Here is a 24360-nt window from a genome sequence, read left to right on the forward strand (position 1 = left end):
CGTGCCGATTTCCCACCGACGCTCTTCGCCCTTGAAATCGCCACGCCCGCTTCGCGGTCGATCGCAGCCTGCGGCAGCGGCTACACCAACGAACTTCATCAGTATTAAGATCGCCACATCCCTCCGGCCGATCCCCCCCGCGCCACCATCGGCCCTGGATCAAGCATTGGCCCCGTAGCCGCTGCCGAGCCTGCGAGGCTGCGATCGCTCTGGGCGGCACTCCGTCGCAGGGGCCGCAAAACCTGACAGCGCAATCTGTCTGGCAAACCCACTCGCTTTAAACAAGCACACTCCCCCGCCGCGGAGGATAATCAGCGTCCCGCCCAATCAGACACCGAGGCACTGCCGTCGATGGACCCGACGCAAATCCAGGCCATACAGCTACTGCGCAGCTTGATCCCCGTGGGCCTGCGCCATGCCCAGGCCTTGCTCGAACGCTGCGCAGGCAACCCCCAGCAAGCCGCCGAACACTACAAGAACGAGTTGCTGCAAGTGCTGGCGAGCAAGTCCGGGCTGTCTCTGGAGCAAGCCCGGGAACCTCTGCACAACGCCGGCTATGACCTGGGCCGCGCCTTGAGCGCTATCGAAGAAGCGCGCTTCACCCTGACCCAGCGCATCCTGCGCAAACATCACCGAGACAAGGGCCGGGCCCTGGACCTGATCGCCCAGGCCATAGAAGTCGCCGAGCAACTACAACGACAGTACTGGCTGGCCTTCGAACAGCTGGAACAACTGGCACCGGCACCGCGCTGCTTCATGGTGCTCCATGAGTGGCTGGCCTTTGAGGACTGGGAAGGCTTTGACAGTGCCCTGCACTTTCACCTGCCCCAGGCCATCGCCCAACTCCGGTACCTGCAACTGGACGCCCTGGCGGACACCCTGGAACAGGCCGACCAGCGACAGAAACACCTGAGGGCGAGCCACGCAGGAAGCGACAGCCCTACCACGCTGGCCGCGCGGGTCAATCAGGACCCGCTCTTCAACAGCCATCAGCACGCCTACGACCGCTACCGACCGCAGCTCGACGAGCGCCTGTTCGAGTGGGTGGAACAGCATGTACGGCAGTTTCCAGCCTGAGCGGCGCGCGCCGGGCGTTGCCCAAACCGCTAGACCACCACCCGCAACCGAACATGGACATCGGATTCAGCCCCACGGAACTGCAGTTCAGCATCACCCCCGCCCACACCGAAATCAGGCCCGCCGAAAGCTGCGGCAGGAAAGGCTCAAGCACGACCAGCAGCAGGCGCGGATCATGGACAGCGTCGCCCACGGGCAGAGCCGCCTGCCCAGCCCCCTGATGCTCGTCCTGTGCCTGGTCGCCGCCGTCCTGGCGATCTATTTCCCCGAGCGGCGCTTCACGCGAGAGAAAGTCGTGGCCCTGGTGCTGTTCGTGCTGATCTTCATCCCGCTAAAGAGCCGGCGCCTGGCGCTGGGCCTCTAGTCCACTACGTAATGGCTACGTAACCGTTACGTAATCGCTACGTAATCGATGCCAGGCAAAGGCTGTATGAATGGTATGTAACCGCTGCCGAGCCCCGCTCGGTAGGCAGCAACGAGTGGTACTACCGGACCAACGTCAACATCGGCTACTACTTCTGAGGCCTGTCGGACCGCACTGGATTCATCGCGGGCAAGCCTCGCTCCTACAGAAACAACCCATTCCCCGTAGGAGCGAAGCTTGCTCGCGATAGCCGCAAAGCGGCGCTCCACCAGCCCCACCGCATCATCGTTGACGCCCAGCGCAGCCCATCGGCCGCGCCTGCGCAAAGCACGCCGAGGCGCTCGCGCAAGAACCGATTCAGCCCCTTTCCCCGCCTGCCATTCCTCGGCTCGACGCGCAACATGCAGACGGCGGGCGCGCGCACCGGTATAGTGCGCCCCCTCTTCACGTGGGCAGCCGTCGGTAACGAGGCTCAACCCCACGGGAAACCCGAACTAATAACAACCCGCGAATTGGAACCGGGACGAACACTCGCCCCACCTGTCGTGCTGCCCGCGCGACGGTGTGTAACTCGATGTTTCGGACCACCCAGCTTCTGCCTTTACAAAAAACAGCGAGGAATAATCCATGCTCGAAGTCATTAACGACTTCCTCTCAGGGAAAGTACTGATCGTGCTCATTGTCGGGCTCGGTAGCTACTTCACGATCCGCTCGCGTTTCGTTCAATTGCGCCACTTTTTCCACATGTTCGCGGTGTTCCGCGACAGCCTCAAAGGCAGCGCCGGACAACTCAGCTCGTTCCAGGCCCTGATGCTCAGCCTTGCCGGCCGCGTCGGCGCGGGCAACATCGCCGGTGTCGGCATCGCCGTGACCCTCGGTGGTCCGGGTGCGGTGTTCTGGATGTGGGTGACCGCACTGGTCGGCATGTCCAGCAGCTTCTTCGAATGCACCCTGGCCCAGGTCTACAAGCGCGCCGATGGCGACGGCCTGTACCGTGGCGGCCCGGCTTACTACATCCAGCACGGCCTCAAGCTCAAAGGCATGGCGGTGGTGTTCTCGATCCTGCTGCTGGTCACCTACGGCTTCGCCTTCATCGGCCTGCAGTCCTACACCGTGACCCACTCGCTGCAGAACGCCTTTGCTTTCGACCCGCAACACACCGGTATCGTCCTGGCAGTGCTGCTGGCCATCACCTTCATCGGCGGCATCAAGCGCATCGCCTCGGTGTCCGACCTGCTGGTACCGATCAAGACCCTGGCCTATATCGGCGTGACCCTGTACGTGATCGGCACCCAGATCGAACACGTGCCAGCCATGCTGGAAACCATCTTCAAGAGCGCCTTCGGTCTCGACCCGGCCTTCGGCGGCCTGCTCGGCAGCGCCATCGTCATGGGCGTGAAACGTGGCGTGTTCGCCAACGAAGCGGGCCTGGGCAGTGCGCCGAACGTCGCCGCCGTGGCCGCCGTAAAGCACCCCGGCGCCCAAGGTGTGGTCCAGGCCTTCAGCGTGTTCCTCGACACCTTCGTGATCTGCACCTGCACCGCGCTGCTGATCCTGCTGTCGGGCTTCTACACCCCGGGCTTCGAAGGTGACGGCATCGTCCTGACCCAGAACTCGCTGGCCGCCGTGGTCGGTGACTGGGGCCGCATGTTCGTCAGCGTCGCGCTGTCGCTGTTCGTCTTCACTTGCATCCTCTACAACTACTACCTGGGCGAGAACAGCCTGCAGTTCCTCACCCGCAACCGCACTGCGCTGATGACTTTCCGCGGCCTGGTGCTGGCGCTGGTGGTCTGGGGTTCGATGCAGGACCTTTCGACCGTGTTCGCCTTCGCCGACATCACCATGACCTGCCTGGCCTTCGTCAACCTGGTGGCCCTGGCCATGCTGTTCAAGGTCGGCCTGCGCGTGATGCGCGACTACGACGAGCAGCGCCGCGCCGGCGTCGACCAGCCTGTGTTCGACTCCAGCAAATTTCCCGATCTGGATCTGGACCTGAAGGCCTGGCCGACCACCCCAAGCCAACCGGCTCCAGGCGAGCAAAGCGCAGCCCAGGGCGTGCCTGCCACGCAACGCTGATCGCCCTGGCGGGNCCGCGACAGACCACAACGAGTGGCGTCCTGCCACTCGACGTGACACACCTTGCGCGCGCAGGCATGCTGCGGCGCAAGGTGCATACGTCCAGGAGACTATCAATGAATTCCGCCTCTTACCCTGCCGCGCAGAACGTCATGGTGCTCTACACCGGCGGCACCATCGGCATGCAGGCCAGTGCCCACGGCCTGGCCCCGGCCTCCGGTTTCGAAGCACGGATGCGCGAATATCTGCACAGCCAGCCTGAGCTGGTCGTGCCGCAATGGCGCTTTCGCGAGATGGCGCCGCTGATCGACAGCGCCAACATGACCCCCGCCTACTGGCAGCGCCTGCGCGAAGCCGTGGTCGATGCGGTCGACGAGGGCTGCGACAGCGTGCTGATCCTGCACGGCACCGACACCCTGGCCTACAGCGCCGCGGCCATGAGCTTCCAGCTGCTGGGCCTGCACGCTCGCGTGGTGTTCACCGGCTCGATGCTGCCGGCCGGCGTGACCGACAGCGATGCCTGGGAAAACCTCGGTGGCGCCCTGGTCGCCCTCGGCCAGGGCCTGGCCCCGGGCGTGCACCTGTACTTCCACGGCGAACTGCTGGCGCCGACCCGTTGCGCGAAAATCCGCAGCTTCGGCCGTCATCCGTTCGCGGCCTTGCAGCGTCAGGGTGGCGGAGCCAAGGCGACGTCGATTCCGCCGCAGCTGGATTACCGCCAGGGCAAGCAACTGGCCAAGGTCGGCGTATTGCCGCTGGTACCGGGCATCGCCGCCGAACAGCTCGACGCCCTGCTGGGCAGCGGCATCCAGGCGCTGGTGCTGGAGTGTTTCGGCAGCGGCACCGGGCCGAGCGACAACCCGCAGTTCCTGGCCAGCCTGCAACGCGCCCAGGAACAAGGCATCGTGGTCGTGGCCATCACCCAATGCCATGAAGGCGGCGTGGCGCTGGACATCTACGAAGCCGGCAGCCGCCTGCGCGGCGTCGGCGTGCTGTCCGGCGGCGGCATGACCCGCGAAGCGGCGTTCGGCAAGCTCAACGCCCTGCTCGGCGCCGGCCTGGACAGCGCCGAAGTGCGGCGCCTGGTGGAGCTGGACCTGTGCGGTGAACTGAGCTGACAACGCGTCATCGTTCACCTCCATCGCGAGCAAGCTCGCTCCTACAGAAGCCCCACAATNCTGTAGGAGCGAGCTTGCTCGCGATAGCCGCAAAGCGGCGATCCAACAACCACCCCACGCCATCGTTGGAATTCGTCGCAGGCGCGGCATACAAATTGCTCCGTTTTCAGCATTCCCCGGGCTGGAAACGGACATGCTGCATTCCCACCTCACCACCCTCAACGCCGTCTCGCTGGTGCTCAATACCTTCAAGGACCAGGGCCAGGACAGCGACGCACTGCTGGCCGGCAGCGGCATCAACGCCGCCGACCTGAGCCGCGCCGACACCCGCATCACCACCAATCAAGAGATGCTGGTGTGCGCCAACGCCGTGGCCCTGCAACGGGATATCGGCCTGGAGCTGGGCCGGCGCATGCACGTCTCCAGCTACGGCATGCTCGGTTATGCCCTGCTCACCAGTGCCACCTTAGGTGACGCTTTGCGCCTGGCGCTGCGTTATCCGGCGCTGTTGGGAACACTTTTCGAGCTGAGCCTGGAAGCGGACGGCGAGCTGATCTGGCTGACCGCCGCGGACTACCGCGAGAACCCGGCGCTGGCGACCTTCAATATCGAGTTCTGCCTGGTGTCGATGAAGGTCATCTGCGACGACCTGCTGGGCCACCCGCTGCCCTTGCGCGGCGCCCACTTCGAGTACCCTGCACCCGATTACCAGAGCCGTTACGCCGAGCGCTTCGACTGCCCGCTGCAGTTCGATGCAGTCTCCAACGCCTTCGCCTTCGACCGGCGCTGGCTCGAACAGCCGCTGCCCCTGGCGGACGCCATCACCCACCAGGCCATGGCCGAACGCTGCCGCAAGCAGAACACCGAATTCACCGGGCGCCAGGCCTGGCTCGGGCGTATCCGCCAGCTGCTGGCGGCGCAACTGGACGCCGCGCCGGGCCTGGAAGGCCTGGCCGAACAGATGAACTGCTCGGCCCGCACTCTGCGCCGGCACCTCAAGGACCTGGGTTGCAGCTATCAGGAACTGCTCGACGAGCTGCGCTTCGAGCGGGCCAAGCAGATGCTCTGCGAGGACGACCTGCCGATCTACCGCATCGCCGAGGCCCTGGGCTTCAGCGAAACCGCGAGCTTCCGCCATGCCTTCGTGCGCTGGAGCGGCGTCGCCCCCAGCCAGTTCCGGCCCTGACACAAACCCCGGCATAAAGCCGCCGATTGCATTACATTGCCGGCCTTTGATACCGGCAAGGGACTGCAATCTTGAAACTCTTCACAGGCGCCGCTGCCAGGCACAACCGCTTTTACGGGATCTGCCTGACGCTGCTGATGCTCGCTGTCGCACCCGCCGCCCAGGCATTCGACCTGGACCTGGCCAAGATCAAATGGTGGCAAGTCTCCCGCGGCATTGTCCTGGACGAGCCGGAAACCGCCACCCTGCAGATCAAGCCGTTCCCCCTGCCCGGCCTTGCGCAGCTTCCGGCGCGGATCGTGCTCAGCCAGTACCGCGGGCTGTTTTATCTCAACGCCTATCAGGACGCGCAGTACCAGCAGCGCATCTACAAGTCGCCGCCCTTGCCGCTGTTCAGCCCCGAGGAACTGCGGGCCTGCGTCTCGCCGGACGACCCGATCCAGGTCTCGGACAACTGGCCGCCCAGCAATCAACTCGAAGTCGGGCTGAGCCTGACGCCCTTGAGCTTCAACTGCATCAGCCCGGACTGGCAGCTCAGCCAACGTTATCTGCTGATCGACCAACGTTATCCCCAACAGCCGATGCTGGCCATCAGTCACCGCCGGGACCTGACCCAGATGGACTTCACCCCGCTGCAACCTATAGGTGCCGAGATCGAGCAACAGTGGTTGTATGCCCTGCAGCGCTTTCCCCAGTGGTTCCGGCCCTTCAGCAGCGGCACGGGCCCGATCACCTTCAATGCCTATTCGCCACCGGCCACGGCGGACGACGTCTGGGCCCAGTTCCGCGAACTCCACGAGCAACTGCGCAAGGCCAAGGACAAAGGGCCAGGCATCCGCCTGGTGGAAGATTTCTTCGCCGCCCATGACTTTCGCAGCATCGCCCTGGACCGTAGCGAATACCCGGGCCTGCTCAATGACATCGCCTACTGGACCAGCGAGGTCGGCCAGCTGAAAACCGCCCGCCCCTGGCTGCTGGAGGTGCTGCGCCGGGAACCCGGGCGCATGCCGACCTACCTCAACCTGGCCGACCTGGACTGGGCCCAGTTCGAACAACGGCCGCTGGACAACATCCACCAGGGCCGTGCCATCGAGCGCTATCGGCTGTATTGCGGCATGCGCCTGCAACGCCAGCTGAGCGTGCCGCCGCGCGTATTGCAGCGTTTGAGCCTGAAGTCCGCCAACCCGCAGGCCTGCCAGGGCTTCTGGCCGCTGGTGGCCGCCGTGGATGCCGGCGACGAAGCCGAGGTCCGGCGCTTGCTGGCCAGTGGCGTCAGTGGCGAAGTCATGGCCGACGATGGCCGCAGTGCGCTGCTGCACGCCCTGGATGCGCCAAACCTGGAAATCGCCCGGCTGTTGCTGGCCCACGGCGCCCACACCCGCGGCCAGTACAAATGGACCACCCTGGCCCTGCAGGCCATGGAGCGCGACCTCAAGGACAGCCCTGACCTGAACCAGGGCGGGCGCCTGAAGTTCCTGCTGGAAGCCGGCGTCGCCATCGACGAGCAAAACAGCCGGGGCTACACCCCGCTGATGCAACTGGCCGAACAGAAGCGCAACCTCGAAGGCTTCACCTGGCTGCTGCAACACCCGCAGAACCTCGACCTGCGGACCGCTGATGACAACGAAACCGCACTGTACCGGGCGTTCTGGGGCAACAACTACGCCGCCATGCGGCTGCTGGTCGAAGCCGGAGCCAATCTCAACCTGAACTACGGTCGTGGTACCTGCTCCAACCACCAACCCGGCGGCCAGAGCCTGCTGACGTTCGTCGCCGACAAGACCTCCGCCGACGACCAGTCGCCCACTGTCAGCCAGCAGGAGACCCTGGACATGTTCACCCTGCTGCTGGAAAAAGGCGCCGATCCGGATGCCGGCCAGCGTTGCGAGAAAAACGGCCGTGCCCTGCTGCTGGGTATCCTCGCCCGGAAAAAACGCGAGGACATGCTCCAGGTGCTGCAGCGCTTCACTCAAGCGCCGTCCGCAGGCTGAACCCGCTGGCGCCCCGCAACGGGGCGCCGTGCCGCTTCAGGGGGCGAATTGCGGACACAGGTTTTGGCCATATCGATCCCCTTTTGGCCGCTCCTGCCGTTCTCCAAAAGCCCCGGCGCCGCAAGACTGTGAGCACCGAACCAGCCTGCGGAGAACAAGAAATGCTGACGATCTACTCGGACGATCACCACCTGCACCATGGCCGCTGCGAACTGATCGACGGGCAACTGATGCCCTGCTTCGAAATGCCGTCCCGTGCCGACCATGTGCTGGACCGCGTGAAGTATCGCAACCTGGGCCCGGTCGAGGCGCCCAGGGACTTCGGCCTGGGGCCGATCGAACGCATCCACAGCCGCGCCTACCTGGACTTCTTCAAGGGCGCCTGGGACCGCTGGGCCGCCCAGGGCATCGACGGCGACCTGCTGCCCTACACCTGGCCGGCGCGCACCCTGCGCAGCGTGATCCCCACCAGCCTGCACGGCCAGCTTGGCTACTACAGCTTCGACGGCGGCGCGCCGATCACCGCCGGCACCTGGCAGGCGGCCTACAGCGCCGCGCAAGTCGCCCTGACCGCCCAGGCGGTGATCCAGCGCGGCGCGCGCAGTGCCTTCGCCCTGTGCCGTCCGCCGGGACACCATGCCGCCGGCGACCTGATGGGTGGCTACTGCTACCTGAACAACGCGGCCATCGCCGCCCAGGCCTTCCTCGACCAGGGCCACAAGAAGGTCGCGATCCTCGACGTCGACTACCACCACGGCAACGGCACCCAGTCGATTTTCTACGCGCGCAACGACGTGCTGTTCACCTCGATCCACGGCCACCCGGAAGCCGAATTCCCGTTCTTCCTGGGCTATGCGGACGAGCTGGGCGAAGGCGCAGGCGTTGGCTTCAACTTCAACTACCCGCTGCCCGCCGGCAGCGGCTGGGACAGCTGGAGCGCGGCGCTGGAACAGGCCTGCGAGGAAATCCGCCGTTATGGCGCCGACATCGTGGTGGTGTCGCTGGGCGTGGACACCTTCAAGGACGACCCGATCTCGCAGTTCAAGCTCGACAGCCCGGACTACCTGGCCATGGGGCAGCGCATCGCCGCCCTGGGCACGCCGACGCTGTTCGTCATGGAAGGCGGTTATGCGGTGGAAGAAATCGGCATCAACGCCGTGAACGTTCTCGAAGGCTTTCAAAGCGCCCAGTGAAGGAAACCCGCAACATGAACAGGCTCAAAAGCTACATCGCGCCCGCGCTCTGCGCGGCGCTGCTGGGCGGTGCCGCACAGGCTGAAGAACGCACCCTGCGTGTCTACAACTGGTTCGACTACATCACCCCCAAGGCCCTGGAAGACTTCAAGGCCGAGAACAGCCAGGTCAAGCTGGTCTACGACATCTTCGACACCAACGAGGCGCTGGAGGCCAAGCTGCTGACCGGCAACTCCGGCTACGACGTGGTGGTACCGTCCAACGTGTTCCTCGCCAAGCAGATCGAGGCCGGGGTGTTCCAGCCGCTGGACCGCAGCAAGCTGCCGAACTGGAACCACCTCGATCCCAAGCTGATGAAGCTGATCGAGGCCAACGACCCAGGCAATAAATTCGCCGTGCCCTACATGTACGGCACCATCCTGATCGGCTTCAACCCGGCCAAGGTCAAGGCTGCCCTCGGCGAGAACGCGCCGGTGGACAGCTGGGACCTGATCTTCAAGGAAGAGAACATCAGCAAGCTCAAGCAGTGCGGCGTGGCCCTGCTCGACTCGCCGTCGGAGATCCTGCCGCTGGCCCTGCAGCACCTGGGCCTGGACCCCAACAGCAAGCAGCCGGCGGACTACGCCAAGGCCGAAGCGCTGCTGCTGAAGATCCGCCCCTACGTCACCTACTTCCACTCGTCCAAGTACATGGCCGACATCGCCAACGGCGACATCTGCGTGGCGGTGGGTTATTCCGGCAGCTTCTCCCAGGCCGCCAACCGCGCCAAGGAAGCCAAGAACGGCGTGGTGGTGGACATGCGCCTGCCCAAGGAAGGCGCGCCGATCTGGTTCGACATGCTGGCGATCCCCAAAGGCGCGAAGAACCCGGACGATGCCTACGGCTTCATCAACTACCTGCTGCAACCCAAGGTGATCGCCCCGGTCAGCGACTTCGTCGGCTACCCGAACCCGAACAAGGACGCCACCGAGCTGGTCGACCCGTCGATCCGCAACAACCCCAACCTGTACCCGACCGACGCGGCGATGAGCACGCTGTACACCCTGCAACCGCTGCCCCGCGACGCGGAACGGGCACGGACCCGGGCCTGGACCAAGATCAAGGCAGGGACCTGAGCGCTCCCGCCAAAACAACGTAATCCCCTGTAGGAGCGAGGNCCTCACTCCTACAAAAGCCCAGCCCCTGCCTCAAGAATGCTTCAGCACCCCGTCAGCCCTTGCGGCTGACGCTCTTCGGCAAAGAACCACGGCCGCAGGCGCACGCCCACGCCGTTGCCGATAAAGGCCGCCACCAGCCACAGCCAGCCGTGCAGGCTGCCGGAGGCGATGCCGCTGAAATAGGCGCCGATGTTGCAGCCATAGGCCAGGCGCGAGCCGTAACCCAGCAGCAAACCACCGATCACCGCCGCCATCAGCGAACGCGCGGGAATCTTCAGGCTCGGCGCAAAACGCCCGGCCAGGCCCGCCGCCAGCAAGGCGCCGAAGACGATACCGATATCCATCACGCTGGTGATGTCCTGCCATACCGGCGCGGCCAGGGCCTTGGCGTTCGCCGCGCCCTGCCAGAACACCCAGCTGCTCACATCCACCCCCAGCCCGCTGGCAACCTTGGCGCCCCACAGGGCAAACGCTGAGGTGATGCCCCAAGGCCGACCGGCCAGGGCCAGGGTGGCGAAGTTCAGCAAGGCCAGGGCGACCGCGCCCCACACCAGCGGCCAGGGCCCGCGCAGCAGACGGCGCCAGCCTTGGTGCGCGCTGTCGACCGGTGCTTCCAGCGCGCCGTGGCGGCTTTTCTCCAGGCGCACCGTGACCAGGGCAATCAAGGCGAACAGACCCAGGCTGAGCCCCAATGCCGGTGCCACACCGAAGTGCTGCACGATGGAAACCGGCGGCAGCGACGGCAAGGCGAACCACCAGTGCACATGGTGGGTGGCAATCAGCGAACCGCAGATGAAAAACAGCAGGGTCACCAGCATCCGCGCGTTACCGCCGCCCACGGTAAACAGCGTGCCGGACGCGCAACCGCCGCCCAGCTGCATGCCGATACCGAAGATGAACGCCCCGACAATCACCGAGACCCCGGCCGGCGCCACCAGCCCCGTGACCGGCGAACCGAACAGAGTGCCCGCGCCCAGGGCCGGGAAGAACAGCAGCACCGCCAGCGCCAGCATGACCATCTGCGCCCGCAGGCCGGCGCCGCGCCGATCGCGGATGAACACCCGCCAGGCCGAAGTGAAACCGAAGGCGGCGTGATACAGGGTCAGGCCCAGGGCCGCGCCCAGCAGCAACAGCCACACCTGGCGCAAGCCAGCCTGGACCTGTAGGAAGACGCCAGCGGCCAGCAGCACGATCAAAGCGAACAAGGGCGCGCCGAATTTGCGTTCGGGCGCCGCGGAAAGAGTCAGGCTCATAAGGATTCTCGGCAAAGACAATGGCCGCGAGTATAGCCGTCACACGCCCCAGGCCCGGCGCAGACGCTCCAGGGCACAGGCGATAGCGGCCTCGGGCACCGCGGCAAAGCCCAGCACCAGCCCCGCGCGCTGGTCCTGCGGCAGCGGCGAATCCGGCAGCCAGTAGTTGCTCAGGCCATTGATCTCCACATCCACCGCCGCGGCCTGCGCCACCAGTTCCTGCTCCCGGGCCAGGCTGTCCACCGGGATCGTCAGGTGCAGGCCAGCCGCCACGTTCGGCAACTTGCCCACCCCGGGGATATCCACAGGCCAGCCGGCCAATAAGGCATCACGCCGGCTCAAGGCGGCGCGGCGCATGCGCCGGATATGCCGCTGGAAATGCCCGGCGGCCATGAACTCAGCCATCACCGCCTGGGTGCTGACCTCGGAATGGCGCACATCCACCGCCCGGCGCTGGGCGAAGGGCTGCACCAGCGCCGGCGGCAAAACCAGGTAACCCAGACGCAAGGCCGGGAACGCGACCTTGCCGAAAGTGCCGACGTACAGCACCCGGCCCTGCCGGTCGAGGGCCGCCAAGGGTGCCAGCGGCGCCCCGCTGTAGCGGTACTCGCCGTCATAGTCGTCCTCGACTATCCAGCCATTGCTGCGCTCGGCCCAGGCCAGCAGTTCCAGGCGCCGGGCCAGGCTCAGGGTCACTCCGGTGGGGTACTGGTGGGACGGCGTGACATAGGCCAGGCGGCAATCGTTCAGACCCGCCAGGGCTGCACAGTCGAAGCCCTCGTTGTCCACCGCCACCCCGTGCAGGCGCGCGCCGGCAATCGCGAAGGCATGCCCCGCCGCCCGATAGCCGGGGTTTTCCACAGCCACGCCGTCGCCGGGGTTCACCAGCAACTGTGCACAAAGGCTTATGCCCTGTTGTGCACCACTGGTGATCACAATTTGTTCAGCACTGCATTGCATGCCGCGCGAACTGCGTAGGTAGGCGGCGATCAATCCGCGCAGACGCTCCTCGCCGGCGGAATCGCCATAACACAACTGGCCCAGATCCGGTTTGCGCCAGAAAGCCGCATTCAGCTTGGCCCAGACCTCGAACGGAAACAGATCGAAGGCCGGAATCCCCACCCGAAAAGCCCGTGGCGGACCGCTTTGCGGGATCGACAAATGATGCTGTTCGACCCGCTCCAACGCCTCACTGTGGATAACTTTACTGGATGTAATCCCAGGTAAATTAGGGCTTTTTGTGGATAAGCCTGTGGGTAAGCCTGGTGATAACCCTGTGGATACTTTTGTGGATAAATTTCCTGAGGACTTTCTGATCGGCAACCGGCTCTCGGGCAATTGCGCCACATAGGTGCCATCGCCGACCCGGCCTTCGATAAAACCTTCGGCGTACAGCTGGTCGTAGGCACGCACCACGCTGTTGCGGGAAATCTCCAGGGCCGCCGCCAGGTCGCGACTGGCCGGCAGCCGCGTGCCGCTGGCCAGCCGGCCGTCCAGCACCCGCTGGCGCAACGCCTGGTACAGCTGGCGGCTGAGTCCCTGGCCAGGGTCCAGCTCGATACCGGCAGGGTTGAAGGAAAGCGGCAATGCCGGGCTGTTCATGGGCTGTCCCCTGAGCGGCTGAATGGAGTGGCCAAATGGACCTATGAAAATTACCAAAGATGGCTCTTACAACAGACCAATAGCCTGCCTAGGATGCAGCCATTCGCCAAGGATATTTTTCCATGTACCTACCCCGCGCTTTCGCCGAAGAAGACCTGCCCACCCTGCACCAGCTGATCGGCGAAACCCGCCTGGCCACCCTGGTGACCTACGGGGAACGCGGCCTGCAGGCCAATCACCTGCCGCTGCTGTTCGCCCCGGACCAGGGCCCGTACGGTACCCTCTACGGTCACCTGGCCAGGGCCAACCCGCAATGGCAGGAACTGGCCAGCGGCGCCGAGGCCCTGCTGATCTTCCAGGGGGCCGAGGCCTACGTCAGCCCGTCGCTGTACCCGAGCAAGGCCGAGCACGGCAAAGTGGTGCCGACCTGGAACTACGTGAGCGTGCATGCCTACGGCGTGGCCGAGGTGTTCCATGATCCGCAGCGCATCCGCGAAGTGGTCAGCACCCTGACCAACCAGCATGAAGCCGGGCGCGCCAGCCCCTGGAAATTCGAGGACGCCCCCGCCGAGTTCATGGACAGCATGCTGCGCGCCATCGTCGGCTTCGCCCTGCCGATCCAGCGCCTGGAGGGCAAACGCAAACTCAGCCAGAACCGCACCGCCACCGACATCGACGGCGTGCGCGACGGATTGGCCGCCAGCGCCGATCCCCATGACCAGAGCATTTCCCAACTGATGCGCCAGGAGCAGCCATGAGCCAGATCCAGATTCGTCCCGTTACCGCCAATGACCACGCAGCCTGGCTGCCGCTGTGGCAGGCCTATCTGCGGTTCTATGACACCGAGCTGGCCGATGCGGTCACCCGCAGCACCTGGCAACGCTTCCTCGATCCCGCCGAGCCGACCCACGCCGCCCTGGCCTGGGACGGCGAGCAGGCGGTGGGCATGGTGCATTTCATCTACCACCGCTCCAACTGGAGCATCGAGAGCTCCTGCTACCTGCAGGACCTGCTGGTCATCCCGGAGCAACGCGGCACCGGCGTGGGTCGGCAACTGATCGAATTCGTCTACGCCACCGCCAAGGCCGACGGCTGCTGCAAGGTCCACTGGCTGACCCACGAAACCAACGCCACCGCCATCCAGCTCTACGAGCGGATCGCCGAGCGCCCGGGTTTCATTCAATTTCGCAAAGCCCTTTAAGCGTTCAAGGAGAACCCCATGCCGATCTCACTCGCCGACTGGAAAGGCGTGCCGCCGCCGTCGACCACCCTGCTCGAAGGGCGCTTCATCCGCCTGGAAAAACTCGACCCGGCGCGCCACGCCGACGACCTGTGGCAAGCCTTCCAGGGCCCGGGCGCCGATCCCAAGCTGTGGGACTACCTGCCCTACGGCCCCTTTACCGAACGCAGCGCCTTCAATGACTGGCTGAACAACCACGCGGCCAACAGCGACCCGTATTTCTTCAGCGTGATCGACCGGGCCAGCGGCCAGGTGCAGGGCATCCTCAGCCTGATGTCGATCGTCCCGGCCCAGGGCCGCATCGAGATCGGCCACGTCACCTTCGGCGCGCCCATGCAGCGTTCGCCGAAGAGCACCGAAGCGGTGTACCTGCTGGCCAAGGAAGCCTTCGCCCTGGGCTATCGCCGCCTGGAATGGAAATGCAACAACGCCAACGCCCGCTCCCGTTACGCGGCCGAGCGCCTGGGTTTCAGCTTCGAGGGGGTGTTCCGCCAGCACATGGTGGTCAAGGGCCAGAACCGCGATACCGCCTGGTTCTCGATCCTCGATTCCGAGTGGCCGAAGGTCGGCGCGGGGTTCGAGCGCTGGTTGAGCGAGGACAACCAGAGTGGTTCGGGGCAGGTGAAGGGGTTGGTGGAGTGCCGGGGGTAACGCCCTTGTCAGGCGGTGTTTGATCCGACGTCATCGCGGGCAAGCCTCGCTCCTACAAGGCCGGGTGCTGAACCTGTAGGAGCGGCCGGTCGACGCTCGATTGCCCGCGATGCTTTTAAGTCAGCTTCTGCGCCAGCACGGCAATGTGCTCCGGCCCGATACCGCAGCAGCCACCCAGGTGGCTGGCGCCGCGTTGCCGCCAGTCGGCCGCCCACTGCAGGTAGCCCGGCGGGTCGAGGTCTTCGCGCAGCGGGTCGAGGCCATCGTTGGCCGTGGCTTCCTTCGGTTGCGGCGGGAAGGCGTTGGCGTAGGCGCCGATATTGATCTTCACCCCCAGCCGCTCGAAGGTTGCCCGCGCCGCGTCGATCGCCGCGCCTATCACTTCCGGCTGGCTGCAGTTGAACAGCAGGGTTTCCACCCCCAGCTCGGCGGCCACTGCCGCCGCGTCCGCCACCGGTTCGCCGGAGCGCAAGCGCGGCACCTCGTCGGGGTTCTCATCGTGCAAGGTGAAGGATAGCCAGAAGGCCTTGCCATCCTTGGGCAGGCCGGCGTGGATCGCCCGCGCCTCGACCGTGGAGCTCTGGGTTTCCGCCAGCCACAGGTCGACATGGGGGGCCAGGCCGCTGACCAGCGGCGCCAGCAACTCCGCGGCACGGCCGGCCTCGAACAGGTCCGGGCGATAGGAGCCGAACAGCGGCGGCAGCGAACCGGCGACCCGCACCGGCTTGCCGGAAGCCTGCACCGCACGCCGCGCCAGCTCGCCGGCCAGGGCCGCCAGCGCCTGCCCTTCTGCGGCAAACCGCGCTTCGCCGATGTGGAACGGCACCACCGCATAGCTGTTGCTGGTGATGACCTCGGCACCGCTTTCGATATAAGCCGCATGCACCGCTTCCACCGCCTGCGGTGCTTCGCTCAGGGCCAGCGCCGACCACTCGGGCTGCCTGAACGGCGCCCCGCGGCGTTGCAGTTCACGACCCATGCCGCCATCCAGAATTACCCTGCTGCCTGCACCCATATGCTCTTTACTCATATGCTTATGAAAATAACTCACTATCTGAGTCGTTCTTATAACTATTTAATACGCACCATTCAGTTAATAACAACTCTTTTTCTGTTCGGGACTTCCATGAATTTCAAACCGCTGCTGGCCCTCGGCCTGACGATTCTCGCTGCCTCCAGCCAGGCCTTTGCCGGCGCCACCCTGGAGCGTATCGAACAGAAAAAAGAGCTGGTGGGCGTGCTGATGGAAAGCTACCCGCCCTTCTCCTTCCTCAACGATCAGAACCAGCTCGATGGTTTCGACGTCGACGTGGCCAAGGCCGTGGCTGACAAGCTGGGGGTGAAGCTGCGCCTGGAAACACCGTCCTGGGACGTGATCGCCGCCGGCCGCTGGAGCGGTCGCTATGACATCTGCATCTGCTCCATGACCCCGAGCAAGGCCCGCGCCGAAGTCTTCGACTTTCCGGTGCAGTACTACGCCTCGCCCGCGGTGATCGTGGTCAACGCCAAGGACCAGCGCATCCACGGCGCCAAGGACCTGAGCGACAAGAAGGTCGGGCTGACCAGCGCTTCCAGCTACGAGAGCTACCTGAACAAGAACCTGGTGATCGAGGGCGCCGAGGACACCCAGCTGCAGTACCCGTTCGACAACGTGCAGATCGCCCCGTACGACACCGACAACGTGGCCTTCCAGGACCTCGGCCTGGGCGCTGGCGTGCGCCTGGACGCGATCCTCACCAACCTGGTGACCGCCCAGCCGCGCCTGGCCCAGGACCCGCGCTTCAAGCTCGCCGGCGAGCCGCTGTACGCCGAGCCCAACTCGGTGGCCATCGAGAAAGGCGACGCCCAATGGCATGCCAAGGTCCGTGAAGTGTTCGCCCAGCTGAAGCAGGACGGCACCCTGAGCAAGCTCTCGCAGAAATGGATCGGCGCCGACATCAGCCAATGACTTCTTTTTCCCAACCGCCTCGGCCACCGCAAGCGCTGGCCGAGCCGCTGGTCAAACGCCTCTTCGGTTTCCGCACCCGCCTGTACCTGACCTGGGCGGTGCTGTTCGGCCTGTTCGCCAGTTTCTTCCTGAGCTTCGACCTGAAGTTCTCGATCATCCTCGACAAGCTGCCCAACCTGCTCGGCGTCACCCTGGCCCCCAACGGTTTTCTGCAAGGCGCGGCGCTGACCCTGTTCCTCTGCCTGTGCTCGATCGTGTTGTCGTCGCTGCTGGGCTTCGTCACCGCCCTCGCCCGGCTGTCGAAAAGCGCCGTGGCCTTTGGCATCGCCAGCTTCTACGCCTCGTTCTTTCGCGGCACGCCGCTGCTGATCCAGATCCTGCTGATCTACCTCGGCCTGCCGCAACTGGGCGTGGTGCCGGGCGCCATCGCCGCCGGGGTCATCGCCCTGTCGCTGAACTACGGCGCCTACCTCAGCGAGATCTTCCGCGCCGGCATCCTCGGCGTGCCCCACGGCCAGCGCGAAGCCTCCCTGGCGCTGGGCATGCGCGACAGCGTGATCTTCTGGCGCGTGACCCTGCCGCAAGCCATGCGCACCATCATCCCGCCGGCCACCAACCAGTTCATCTCGATGCTCAAGGATTCGTCGCTGATCTCGGTGATGGGCGTCTGGGAAGTAATGTTCCTGGCCCAGTCCTACGGTCGCTCCAGCTACCGCTACATCGAAATGCTCAGCACCGCGGCGATCATCTACTGGCTGCTGTCGATCGGCCTGGAACTGATCCAGGCGCGGATGGAAAGGCATTACGGCAAGGCTTACGCCAAGCGCGGCTGAGGCTCAGTTGAGTGCCGAGGGCCCGGACATGCCCGGGCCCTTTTCCAGGCGCTCCAGATCATTGAGCAGCGAGCGGGCGCGACTGGCTTTCTGCACGTTCACCACCCCCATCTGCAAACCGAAGGGCTTGAACACCGCGTTCAGCGACTTGAGGGTCGGATTGCCGTCACCATGTTCGATGTGGATCAGGGTGCGCAGGGAAATCCGGCACATCCTGGCGAACTGGCTCTGATGCAGCGCCGTAACTTCGGTACGCAGGCGCCTGACCGCATCACCAAGCGGCAAGCGGCCGGCAGCCAGTTCCTGCTGGATGTTGTCGATCAGCGCGCCGCGCTCTTCCAGGGTTGTAGTCATCGCAGTCCCCACTCCTGCAGGCGTCGGTCCAAGTGGCGCAAGTGAACGCGCGGGTGATTCAGGGTGGCGTCGGGCAAGCCACTGGCGCTCAACAGGTCCGGCAAGGCCCGCAGGCGTTCGGCATCCTCCCGCAGGCGCGCCAGGGCAGCTTCAGGGTCGAGCAGCGGTTTCAGGCTCGCGCACACCAGGCGCCAGTCCACGTCGCCCGCCACTTCCATGCGCCCGGGCCATTTAATGGTCCGGGTAATGCCCTCATCGTCCATGACCATGGGTGCCAGATCGTAGATCGGCGCCAGTTGCACCGTAGCTTCGGTGCGGATGATCGAGATGTTGTGGCCATGGTTGGACGAGTTGCCGAGGATCTTGTTGAGCAGATCCCGGCGCAGGTAATCCGCCACCAACTCGGGGATCGCCGACTCCTGGCCCGTGGACCGCCACAGTTCGGCGAGAATCCCCAACACCTCGGTGTGTCGCATTCCCTGGCCATGGCCCACCAGCCCCGCCAGGGAGTAGATCGACTCCACCGCCAGGCGCTCGACACCCGCCTGCGTCACCCGGCGGTCAAAGCGCTGCATCCACAGGCTGGGCCTGGGCCCCTCTTCCAGGGCCAGGCCCTCGGCCGGCAGCGTGTCGATGCCCAGTTGCTGCAGCGCGCGGTAATAGTGGAACTCGCTCCTGAGGATGTCGCCGGCATTCTGCGTAGCGGGGTTACGGGGGAACTTCACCCACCAGTGGCGCGCCGCCGAGGCATCGTCGAGCAGCGCGTCGGGGTACAGCAGACCCTCAGGGTTCTGGGTCAGCAACAGTTTGGGGGCCTGGTCACCGACGCTCGCAGTGCCGCCAAAAGCCGCGCCCTGTTCGTGGGCGTACTCGAGAAAGCGGTTATCGAGGGCGATCACCTGGTCCCGGGAAAACCCCAGCGCCGGACGCCTGCGCAGCCCCGTCAGCGACTCCTTGATCCGCAGGTTGCCGATGGGTGCCGCCGTGGACCGGGCCAACAGGAACAATTCGACGCCCATGCCGTCCGGCCGCTCATGGCCGATCTGACGCAGCAAGAAGCCCCCGGCCGCTGCTGTAGGGGCAAGGTCATAGAGAAAGGCTGGGGCCCGATCTTCACGCCAAGGCTCCCAACCCAAGGGAATCTGCGCACTGACCGACCTGGCCAGCGGACTGCCAACAGCCTCCAGGTTATCCACCAGGTACTGCTGCACATAACCAAAACTGCAGGGGCTGGCGAAGCCCTCTTCAGGCCTGTCGAAGGTCAGGGTCATGGCGTCGCTCCATGCCCCTGCGCAGTAGAGCTGCAAAGTCAGCCGAAGCACTGTATCACCTGCAATTTAATACACTTTCAATGAACATTACGGCATCAGAGTGCATTGTAATGCAGATACATTCATTTCAGAACGAAATAAGTGCATCAAAATGCACTCAAATTCAAAACTGAAAATACCCCTTCAGGCAGCTTGCAGCGGCACGCCGGGCTGTTCCCCCAGCGCCTGGCGACAGGCAAAAAAAGGGAGGCCGTAGCCCCCCCGAGGTAAAACGTTGCAGATGAAGGCCTGAACTCAGCCTTCGATCTCGATCAGGATTTCGCCCGGATTGACCCGGTCGCCCTTGGCCACGTGGATGGCGGTGACCTTGCCGGCGATGGCCGCCTGGACTTCGGTTTCCATCTTCATGGCTTCGGTGATCAGTACAGCCTGGCCGGCCTTGACGCTGTCGCCTTCCTTGACCAGCACGTCGACGATATTGCCCGGCATGGTGGTGCTGACGTGGCCCGGCGCGCTGGCCTGCTTGCGCTTGCTGCTGCCGCTGCCGACGAACTCGTTGAGCGGCTCGAACACCACTTCTTCCGGCATGCCGTCGATGGACAGGTAGAAGTGGCGCTTGCCTTCGGCCTTCACGCCGACACCGGTGATGTCGACGCGGTAGGTCTCGCCGTGCACGTCGATGACGAACTCGGTCGGTACGCCTTCGCCGCCGGCCGAGGTCACGCCGCCCGCTTCCGGAATCGGCAGCAGTACTTCCGGCGTCAGGGTGCCGGCTTCGCGCTCTTCGAGGAACTTGCGCCCGATGTCCGGGAACATGGCATAGGTCAGCACGTCTTCTTCGGACTTGGCCAGGGCACCGATGTCAGTGCGCAGCTTGGTCATTTCCGGCTTCAGCAGGTCGGCCGGGCGCACGTCGATCACCTCTTCGCTACCGATGGCCTGGCGCCGCAGTTTCTCGTCCACCTCACCCGGCGCCTTGCCGTAGCCGCCTTGCAGGTACAGCTTCACCTCGTTGGTGATGGTCTTGTAGCGCTCGCCGGCCAGCACGTTGAAGAACGCCTGGGTGCCGACGATCTGCGAAGTCGGGGTCACCAGCGGCGGGTAGCCGAGGTCGTGACGCACCCGCGGGATCTCCGCCAGCACTTCGTTCATGCGGTTCAGGGCGCCCTGCTCCTTGAGCTGGTTGGCCAGGTTGGAAATCATCCCGCCCGGCACCTGGTTGACCTGTACCCGGGTATCGACCGCGGTGAATTCGCTTTCGAACTGGTGGTACTTCTTGCGCACGGCGTAGAAGTACAGGCCGATTTCCTGCAGCAGCTCCAGGTCCAGGCCGGTGTCGAATTCGCTGCCTTTGAGGGCGGCAACCATCGACTCGGTGCCCGGGTGGCTGGTGCCCCAGGCGAAGCTGGAGATCGCGGTGTCGATGTGGTCGGCGCCGTTTTCGATGGCCTTGAGCTGGCACATCGCGGCCAAACCAGCAGTGTCATGCGAGTGGACGAACACCGGCAGCGACTGCTCGGCCTTCAGCGCCTTGACCAGTTGGCCAGTGGCGTAAGGGGTCAGCAGGCCAGCCATGTCCTTGATCGCCACCGAGTCGCAACCCATGGATTCCATCTGCTTGGCCTGCGCCACGAACGCCTCGATGGTGTGCACCGGGCTGGTGGTGTAGGCAATGGTGCCCTGGGCGTGCTTGCCGGCGGCTTTCACCGCTTCGATGGCCACCCGCAGGTTACGCACGTCGTTCATGGCGTCGAAGATGCGGAACACGTCGATGCCGTTGACCGCCGCCTTGGCGACGAAGGCCTTGACCACGTCGTCGCTGTAATGGCGGTAGCCCAGCAGGTTCTGCCCGCGCAGGAGCATTTGCAGGCGGGTGTTGGGCAGCGCGGCGCGCAGTTTGCGCAGGCGCTCCCAGGGGTCTTCCTTGAGGAAACGCACGCAGGCGTCGAAGGTCGCGCCGCCCCAGACTTCCAGCGACCAGTAGCCGACTTTGTCGAGCTTGTCGCAGATCGGCAGCATGTCTTCGGTGCGCATGCGGGTCGCCAGCAGCGATTGGTGGGCGTCGCGCAGGATGGTGTCAGTAACAAAGATCTTCTTGGACATTCTTATCTCCTCATAGCGGCAAGCTTCAAGCTACAAGCCGCAAGCAAAAGCCGATCTGCTTCTACTTGCAGCTTGCCGCTGACAGCTTGCAGCTGCATTCAAAGGCCTGCGTGGGCGGCGATGGCGGCGGCGATGGCCAGGGCCAGCTCTTCGGGTTTGCGCTTGATCGAGTAGTTGGTCAGTTCAGGGTGGCTTTCGACGAAGCTGGTATTGAACTGGCCGCTACGGAACTCCGGGTTGCGCAGGATTTCCTGGTAATAGGCGGCGGTGGTCTTGACCCCTTGCAGACGCATGTCGTCCAGGGCGCGCAAGCCACGGTCCATCGCCTCTTCCCAGGTCAGGGCCCAGACCACCAGCTTCAGGCACATGGAGTCGTAGAACGGCGGAATGGTGTAGCCGGTGTAGATCGCCGTGTCGGTACGCACGCCAGGACCGCCGGGCGCGTAGTAACGGGTGATCTTGCCGAAGCTCGGCAGGAAGTTGTTTTTCGGGTCTTCGGCGTTGATCCGGAACTGCAGGGCGAAACCACGGTGATGGATGTCTTCCTGCTTCACCGAAAGCGGCAGGCCGGAAGCGATGCGGATCTGCTCGCGAACGATGTCGATGCCGGTGATTTCCTCGGTGATGGTGTGCTCCACCTGTACCCGGGTGTTCATCTCCATGAAGTACACCTCGCCATCGGCGAGCAGGAACTCCACGGTACCGGCGTTCTCGTAACCCACCGCCTTGGCCGCGCGCACCGACAGGTCGCCGATGTAGGCGCGCTGTTCCGGGGTCAGTTGCGGGCTGGGGGCGATCTCGATCAGCTTCTGGTTGCGGCGCTGGATCGAGCAGTCGCGCTCGAACAGGTGCACCACGTTGCCAAAGCTGTCGCCGAGGATCTGCGCCTCGATGTGCTTGGGATTGACGATGCACTTTTCCAGGAACACTTCGGCGGAGCCGAACGCCTTGGTCGCCTCGGAAATCACCCGGGGGAACGCCTGTTCCAGCTCGTCGCGGCTGTTGCAGCGACGAATGCCACGGCCGCCACCGCCGGACGTGGCCTTGAGCATCACCGGGTAACCGATGCGGTCGCCTTCGCGCAGGGCTTCGTGGATATCGGCGACGTTGCCTTCGGTGCCCGGGGTAACCGGCACGCCAGCCTTGATCATGCTGCGGCGGGCTTCGGTCTTGTCGCCCATGCGGCGAATCACTTCAGCCGATGGACCTATGAATTTGATTCCACGTTCGGCGCAGATGTCCGCCAGTTCGGCGTTTTCCGAAAGGAAGCCGTAGCCGGGATGCAGTGCGTCGCAGCCGGTTTCCACTGCCAGGTTCACCAGCTTGCGCGGGTTCAGGTAGCCGGCCAGGGGTTCGGCACCGATGCTGTGGGCTTCATCCGCGCGCTTCACATGCAGGGCATGGCGATCGGCGTCGGAGAAGATCGCGACCGAGCGAATGCCCATCTCGGCGCAGGCACGCACGATTCGTACGGCAATCTCACCACGGTTGGCGATCAGGATCTTTTTTATCACTTGGAGGTACCCTTGAGCCGTTGGAACATACGACCCCTAGACTGGGTCGGCGCGTGACCAAATGTTTCAAGCCAGTCGCAGGCCCACACTATTCCTGTCGATGAATTAACAAAAATCAATAATTATTGGGTCGCTCATAAGCAAAGACTTATAGTTGATCCGACAGCCCTCGGCGCGAGACCTTAGATAATGCGTAAGTCCTTGATGCGTATGACATTACGCCAGCTACAGATCTTCAATGAGGTCTGCGATCTGCGCTCCTACAGCCGGGCGGCGGACGAAATGTCTCTGACCCAGCCCGCCGTCAGCCTGCAGATTCGCCAGCTGGAGGAGTTGATCGGTCAGCCGCTGTTCGACTACGTCGGCAAGAAGCTCTACATGACCGAGGCCGCCGAAGCCCTGCAACGGGCCAGCCGCGACATCTTCGGGCGCCTGGAGAACCTCGACATGCAGCTGTCGGACATGCAGGGTTCCTTGCAGGGCCAGCTGAAACTGGCGGTGGAATCCAGCGCCAAGTACTTCGTGCCGCACCTGTTCGCCGCCTTCAAGCGCCAGCACCCTGAAGTGAACCTGCAACTGACAGTGGTCAACCGGGGCCAGGTGATCCGTCGCCTCTCGGATAACCGCGACGACCTGGTGATCATGTCCATGGTCCCGCAGGACATGGGCCTGGAGTTCCTGCCGTTCCTCAACAACCCGATCGTCGCCGTGGCGCCGCCCGACCATCCGCTGTGCCACCTGGGGCCGTTGCGCCTGCAGGACCTGGAGCCCTACAACCTGCTGGTGCGCGAACAGGGCTCGGGCACGCGCCTGGCCTGCGAGGAGTATTTCAAGGAAAAGCGCGTGCACTTCACCCAGACCCTGGAAGTGTCGTCGGCCGAAGCGCAGCGGGAGTGTGTGCTGGCGGGTCTGGGCGTGGCGCTGTTGACGCGCCACGCCCTGAACCTTGAGTTGGCAACCGGAGGACTCGTCGAGTTGCCGGTAGAAGAGCTGCCGTTGTATCGCAGCTGGTGCCTGGTGCAGGCCAAGGCTAAACGCCTGTCACCGGTAGCGCATGCGTTCCTGGGGTTTATCCGCAGCGAACGGGTGCAGATCAGCGGGCTTGTTGAACGTTTTGACGGGAAGCTGCCGGGGCTGCCTGCCAGTAATTGACGGCGTCCAGCTCGGGGTAATCGTTGATTTCCTGCTGCAGACGGCGCAGCTCACAGCGATGTTCGATCGCGCGGCGAAATTCCATGCGGCGCTGGTCTTCCTGCTGACGACGGGTCTTGACTGCGCTGTTGCTCTCTTCGTAAGGCCGGGCCATTTCGAGTCTCCCAATGCGAGTACGGGAGTACAAGATGAAGCCTGCCAATGACGATTTGGCTGCGGGTCGGTTACAGGATGATGAAAATTGCCGGGGGGGGCTCACAGCGATCCTGTAGGAGCG

Annotated in this window: 21 protein-coding genes and 1 pseudogene; 14 read left to right on the forward strand and 8 right to left on the reverse strand. The window is 64.4% G+C overall.

The annotated features are described in order from the left end of the window. Positions 1-351: 351 nt before the first annotated feature. The 8 genes from ACTJKT_RS16705 to ACTJKT_RS16740 all read left to right on the forward strand — a co-directional run bounded on the left by ACTJKT_RS16705 (position 352) and on the right by ACTJKT_RS16740 (position 10120). Positions 352-1077, forward strand: a complete 726-nt coding sequence (locus ACTJKT_RS16705) for a hypothetical protein (protein ID WP_440787826.1) — start codon at positions 352-354, stop codon at positions 1075-1077. A gap of 175 nt (positions 1078-1252) precedes the next feature. Continuing rightward, positions 1253-1441: a hypothetical protein gene (locus ACTJKT_RS16710; RefSeq protein WP_440787827.1), complete on the forward strand. Its 189-nt coding sequence runs from the start codon at positions 1253-1255 to the stop codon at positions 1439-1441. Positions 1442-2068: 627 nt separating this feature from the next. Continuing rightward, positions 2069-3517, forward strand: coding sequence for an alanine/glycine:cation symporter family protein (locus tag ACTJKT_RS16715; RefSeq protein ID WP_440787828.1), 1449 nt, complete (start codon positions 2069-2071; stop codon positions 3515-3517). A gap of 116 nt (positions 3518-3633) precedes the next feature. Beyond that, the gene (locus ACTJKT_RS16720; protein WP_440787829.1) at positions 3634-4635 is read left to right on the forward strand and encodes an asparaginase; all 1002 of its coding nucleotides are present in this window, start codon (positions 3634-3636) and stop codon (positions 4633-4635) included. A gap of 193 nt (positions 4636-4828) precedes the next feature. Next, positions 4829-5821 carry an AraC family transcriptional regulator gene (locus tag ACTJKT_RS16725; RefSeq protein WP_440787831.1) on the forward strand — a complete coding sequence of 331 codons (993 nt, stop codon included), beginning with the start codon at positions 4829-4831 and terminating at the stop codon, positions 5819-5821. Between the two features lie 71 nt (positions 5822-5892). Continuing rightward, the gene (locus ACTJKT_RS16730) at positions 5893-7812 is read left to right on the forward strand and encodes an ankyrin repeat domain-containing protein (protein WP_440787832.1); all 1920 of its coding nucleotides are present in this window, start codon (positions 5893-5895) and stop codon (positions 7810-7812) included. A gap of 161 nt (positions 7813-7973) precedes the next feature. Then, entirely contained in the window at positions 7974-9005 is a 1032-nt protein-coding gene (locus ACTJKT_RS16735) for a histone deacetylase family protein (RefSeq protein WP_009051617.1), read from the forward strand. A gap of 14 nt (positions 9006-9019) precedes the next feature. Continuing rightward, complete coding sequence (locus ACTJKT_RS16740; protein WP_025806967.1) at positions 9020-10120, forward strand: polyamine ABC transporter substrate-binding protein; 1101 nt, start codon at positions 9020-9022, stop codon at positions 10118-10120. An 83-nt stretch (positions 10121-10203) separates the two neighbouring features. Here ACTJKT_RS16740 and ACTJKT_RS16745 read toward each other — a convergent pair whose 3' ends face one another. After that, entirely contained in the window at positions 10204-11415 is a 1212-nt protein-coding gene (locus ACTJKT_RS16745) for a YeeE/YedE family protein (RefSeq protein ID WP_440787833.1), read from the reverse strand. Positions 11416-11454: 39 nt separating this feature from the next. Continuing rightward, on the reverse strand, positions 11455-13017 hold the full coding sequence (gene pdxR / locus ACTJKT_RS16750) for a MocR-like pyridoxine biosynthesis transcription factor PdxR (RefSeq protein ID WP_440787834.1): 1563 nt from the start codon (positions 13015-13017) through the stop codon (positions 11455-11457). A 122-nt stretch (positions 13018-13139) separates the two neighbouring features. On the opposite strand from pdxR, the gene ACTJKT_RS16755 reads away from it, so the two are divergent. Genes ACTJKT_RS16755 through ACTJKT_RS16765 form a run of 3 tightly spaced genes read left to right on the forward strand, consistent with a single transcriptional unit; the run spans position 13140 to position 14908 of the window. Continuing rightward, the gene (locus tag ACTJKT_RS16755; protein WP_440787835.1) at positions 13140-13775 is read left to right on the forward strand and encodes an FMN-binding negative transcriptional regulator; all 636 of its coding nucleotides are present in this window, start codon (positions 13140-13142) and stop codon (positions 13773-13775) included. Beyond that, a complete protein-coding gene (locus ACTJKT_RS16760) occupies positions 13772-14218 on the forward strand; it encodes a GNAT family N-acetyltransferase (RefSeq protein WP_038574607.1) in 447 nt (148 codons plus the stop codon). The genes ACTJKT_RS16755 and ACTJKT_RS16760 overlap by 4 nt, the downstream gene beginning before the upstream one ends. 18 nt (positions 14219-14236) lie before the next feature. Continuing rightward, a complete protein-coding gene (locus tag ACTJKT_RS16765) occupies positions 14237-14908 on the forward strand; it encodes a GNAT family N-acetyltransferase (RefSeq protein ID WP_025806962.1) in 672 nt (223 codons plus the stop codon). A gap of 115 nt (positions 14909-15023) precedes the next feature. On the opposite strand, the gene ACTJKT_RS16770 is transcribed toward ACTJKT_RS16765, so the two are convergent. Beyond that, positions 15024-15923 carry a homocysteine S-methyltransferase family protein gene (locus ACTJKT_RS16770; protein ID WP_440787836.1) on the reverse strand — a complete coding sequence of 300 codons (900 nt, stop codon included), beginning with the start codon at positions 15921-15923 and terminating at the stop codon, positions 15024-15026. A 111-nt stretch (positions 15924-16034) separates the two neighbouring features. Here ACTJKT_RS16770 and ACTJKT_RS16775 point away from each other — a divergent pair, with 111 nt between their 5' ends. Next, complete coding sequence (locus tag ACTJKT_RS16775) at positions 16035-16856, forward strand: ABC transporter substrate-binding protein (RefSeq protein ID WP_440787837.1); 822 nt, start codon at positions 16035-16037, stop codon at positions 16854-16856. Next, the gene (locus ACTJKT_RS16780; RefSeq protein WP_440787838.1) at positions 16853-17689 is read left to right on the forward strand and encodes an amino acid ABC transporter permease; all 837 of its coding nucleotides are present in this window, start codon (positions 16853-16855) and stop codon (positions 17687-17689) included. Before ACTJKT_RS16775 ends, ACTJKT_RS16780 begins: the two co-directional genes overlap by 4 nt. 90 nt (positions 17690-17779) lie before the next feature. Here ACTJKT_RS16780 and ACTJKT_RS16785 read toward each other — a convergent pair. From ACTJKT_RS16785 to ACTJKT_RS16800, 4 genes and pseudogenes are all read right to left on the reverse strand, one after another. Further along, a pseudogene (locus tag ACTJKT_RS16785) lies at positions 17780-18043 on the reverse strand (helix-turn-helix domain-containing protein); the annotation flags it as partial. Next, on the reverse strand, positions 18040-19314 hold the full coding sequence (locus ACTJKT_RS16790) for a type II toxin-antitoxin system HipA family toxin (protein WP_440787839.1): 1275 nt from the start codon (positions 19312-19314) through the stop codon (positions 18040-18042). The gene ACTJKT_RS16790 and the pseudogene ACTJKT_RS16785, both read right to left, overlap by 4 nt. 294 nt (positions 19315-19608) lie before the next feature. Next, the gene (oadA, locus tag ACTJKT_RS16795) at positions 19609-21417 is read right to left on the reverse strand and encodes a sodium-extruding oxaloacetate decarboxylase subunit alpha (protein ID WP_053276726.1); all 1809 of its coding nucleotides are present in this window, start codon (positions 21415-21417) and stop codon (positions 19609-19611) included. Positions 21418-21515: 98 nt separating this feature from the next. Then, positions 21516-22931, reverse strand: coding sequence for an acetyl-CoA carboxylase biotin carboxylase subunit (locus ACTJKT_RS16800; RefSeq protein WP_023967762.1), 1416 nt, complete (start codon positions 22929-22931; stop codon positions 21516-21518). Positions 22932-23120: 189 nt separating this feature from the next. On the opposite strand from ACTJKT_RS16800, the gene ACTJKT_RS16805 reads away from it, so the two are divergent. Beyond that, positions 23121-24083 carry a LysR family transcriptional regulator gene (locus tag ACTJKT_RS16805; RefSeq protein WP_053276727.1) on the forward strand — a complete coding sequence of 321 codons (963 nt, stop codon included), beginning with the start codon at positions 23121-23123 and terminating at the stop codon, positions 24081-24083. Here the strand turns inward: ACTJKT_RS16805 and ACTJKT_RS16810 are convergent. Then, entirely contained in the window at positions 24025-24237 is a 213-nt protein-coding gene (locus tag ACTJKT_RS16810; RefSeq protein ID WP_025806953.1) for a PA3496 family putative envelope integrity protein, read from the reverse strand. The two genes, ACTJKT_RS16805 and ACTJKT_RS16810, sit on opposite strands and share 59 nt — an antisense overlap. Positions 24238-24360 lie beyond the last annotated feature (123 nt).

This window comes from Pseudomonas sp. 22526, from assembly GCF_052044735.1.
Lineage (GTDB): Bacteria > Pseudomonadota > Gammaproteobacteria > Pseudomonadales > Pseudomonadaceae > Aquipseudomonas > Aquipseudomonas piscium.

What these genes read in the sequence shown, in the direction of transcription:
- ACTJKT_RS16775 (WP_440787837.1), top strand. Translation starts at nt 16,035, where the DNA reads ATGAATTTCAAACCGCTGCTGGCCCTCGGCCTGACGATTCTCGCTGCC.
- ACTJKT_RS16715 (WP_440787828.1), top strand. Translation starts at nt 2,069, where the DNA reads ATGCTCGAAGTCATTAACGACTTCCTCTCAGGGAAAGTACTGATCGTG.
- pdxR (WP_440787834.1), bottom strand. Translation starts at nt 13,017, where the DNA reads ATGAACAGCCCGGCATTGCCGCTTTCCTTCAACCCTGCCGGTATCGAG.
- ACTJKT_RS16720 (WP_440787829.1), top strand. Translation starts at nt 3,634, where the DNA reads ATGAATTCCGCCTCTTACCCTGCCGCGCAGAACGTCATGGTGCTCTAC.
- oadA (WP_053276726.1), bottom strand. Translation starts at nt 21,417, where the DNA reads ATGTCCAAGAAGATCTTTGTTACTGACACCATCCTGCGCGACGCCCAC.
- ACTJKT_RS16710 (WP_440787827.1), top strand. Translation starts at nt 1,253, where the DNA reads ATGGACAGCGTCGCCCACGGGCAGAGCCGCCTGCCCAGCCCCCTGATG.
- ACTJKT_RS16735 (WP_009051617.1), top strand. Translation starts at nt 7,974, where the DNA reads ATGCTGACGATCTACTCGGACGATCACCACCTGCACCATGGCCGCTGC.
- ACTJKT_RS16770 (WP_440787836.1), bottom strand. Translation starts at nt 15,923, where the DNA reads ATGGGTGCAGGCAGCAGGGTAATTCTGGATGGCGGCATGGGTCGTGAA.
- ACTJKT_RS16740 (WP_025806967.1), top strand. Translation starts at nt 9,020, where the DNA reads ATGAACAGGCTCAAAAGCTACATCGCGCCCGCGCTCTGCGCGGCGCTG.
- ACTJKT_RS16810 (WP_025806953.1), bottom strand. Translation starts at nt 24,237, where the DNA reads ATGGCCCGGCCTTACGAAGAGAGCAACAGCGCAGTCAAGACCCGTCGT.
- ACTJKT_RS16805 (WP_053276727.1), top strand. Translation starts at nt 23,121, where the DNA reads ATGCGTAAGTCCTTGATGCGTATGACATTACGCCAGCTACAGATCTTC.
- ACTJKT_RS16725 (WP_440787831.1), top strand. Translation starts at nt 4,829, where the DNA reads ATGCTGCATTCCCACCTCACCACCCTCAACGCCGTCTCGCTGGTGCTC.
- ACTJKT_RS16790 (WP_440787839.1), bottom strand. Translation starts at nt 19,314, where the DNA reads ATGACCCTGACCTTCGACAGGCCTGAAGAGGGCTTCGCCAGCCCCTGC.
- ACTJKT_RS16765 (WP_025806962.1), top strand. Translation starts at nt 14,237, where the DNA reads ATGCCGATCTCACTCGCCGACTGGAAAGGCGTGCCGCCGCCGTCGACC.
- ACTJKT_RS16705 (WP_440787826.1), top strand. Translation starts at nt 352, where the DNA reads ATGGACCCGACGCAAATCCAGGCCATACAGCTACTGCGCAGCTTGATC.
- ACTJKT_RS16745 (WP_440787833.1), bottom strand. Translation starts at nt 11,415, where the DNA reads ATGAGCCTGACTCTTTCCGCGGCGCCCGAACGCAAATTCGGCGCGCCC.
- ACTJKT_RS16755 (WP_440787835.1), top strand. Translation starts at nt 13,140, where the DNA reads ATGTACCTACCCCGCGCTTTCGCCGAAGAAGACCTGCCCACCCTGCAC.
- ACTJKT_RS16780 (WP_440787838.1), top strand. Translation starts at nt 16,853, where the DNA reads ATGACTTCTTTTTCCCAACCGCCTCGGCCACCGCAAGCGCTGGCCGAG.
- ACTJKT_RS16760 (WP_038574607.1), top strand. Translation starts at nt 13,772, where the DNA reads ATGAGCCAGATCCAGATTCGTCCCGTTACCGCCAATGACCACGCAGCC.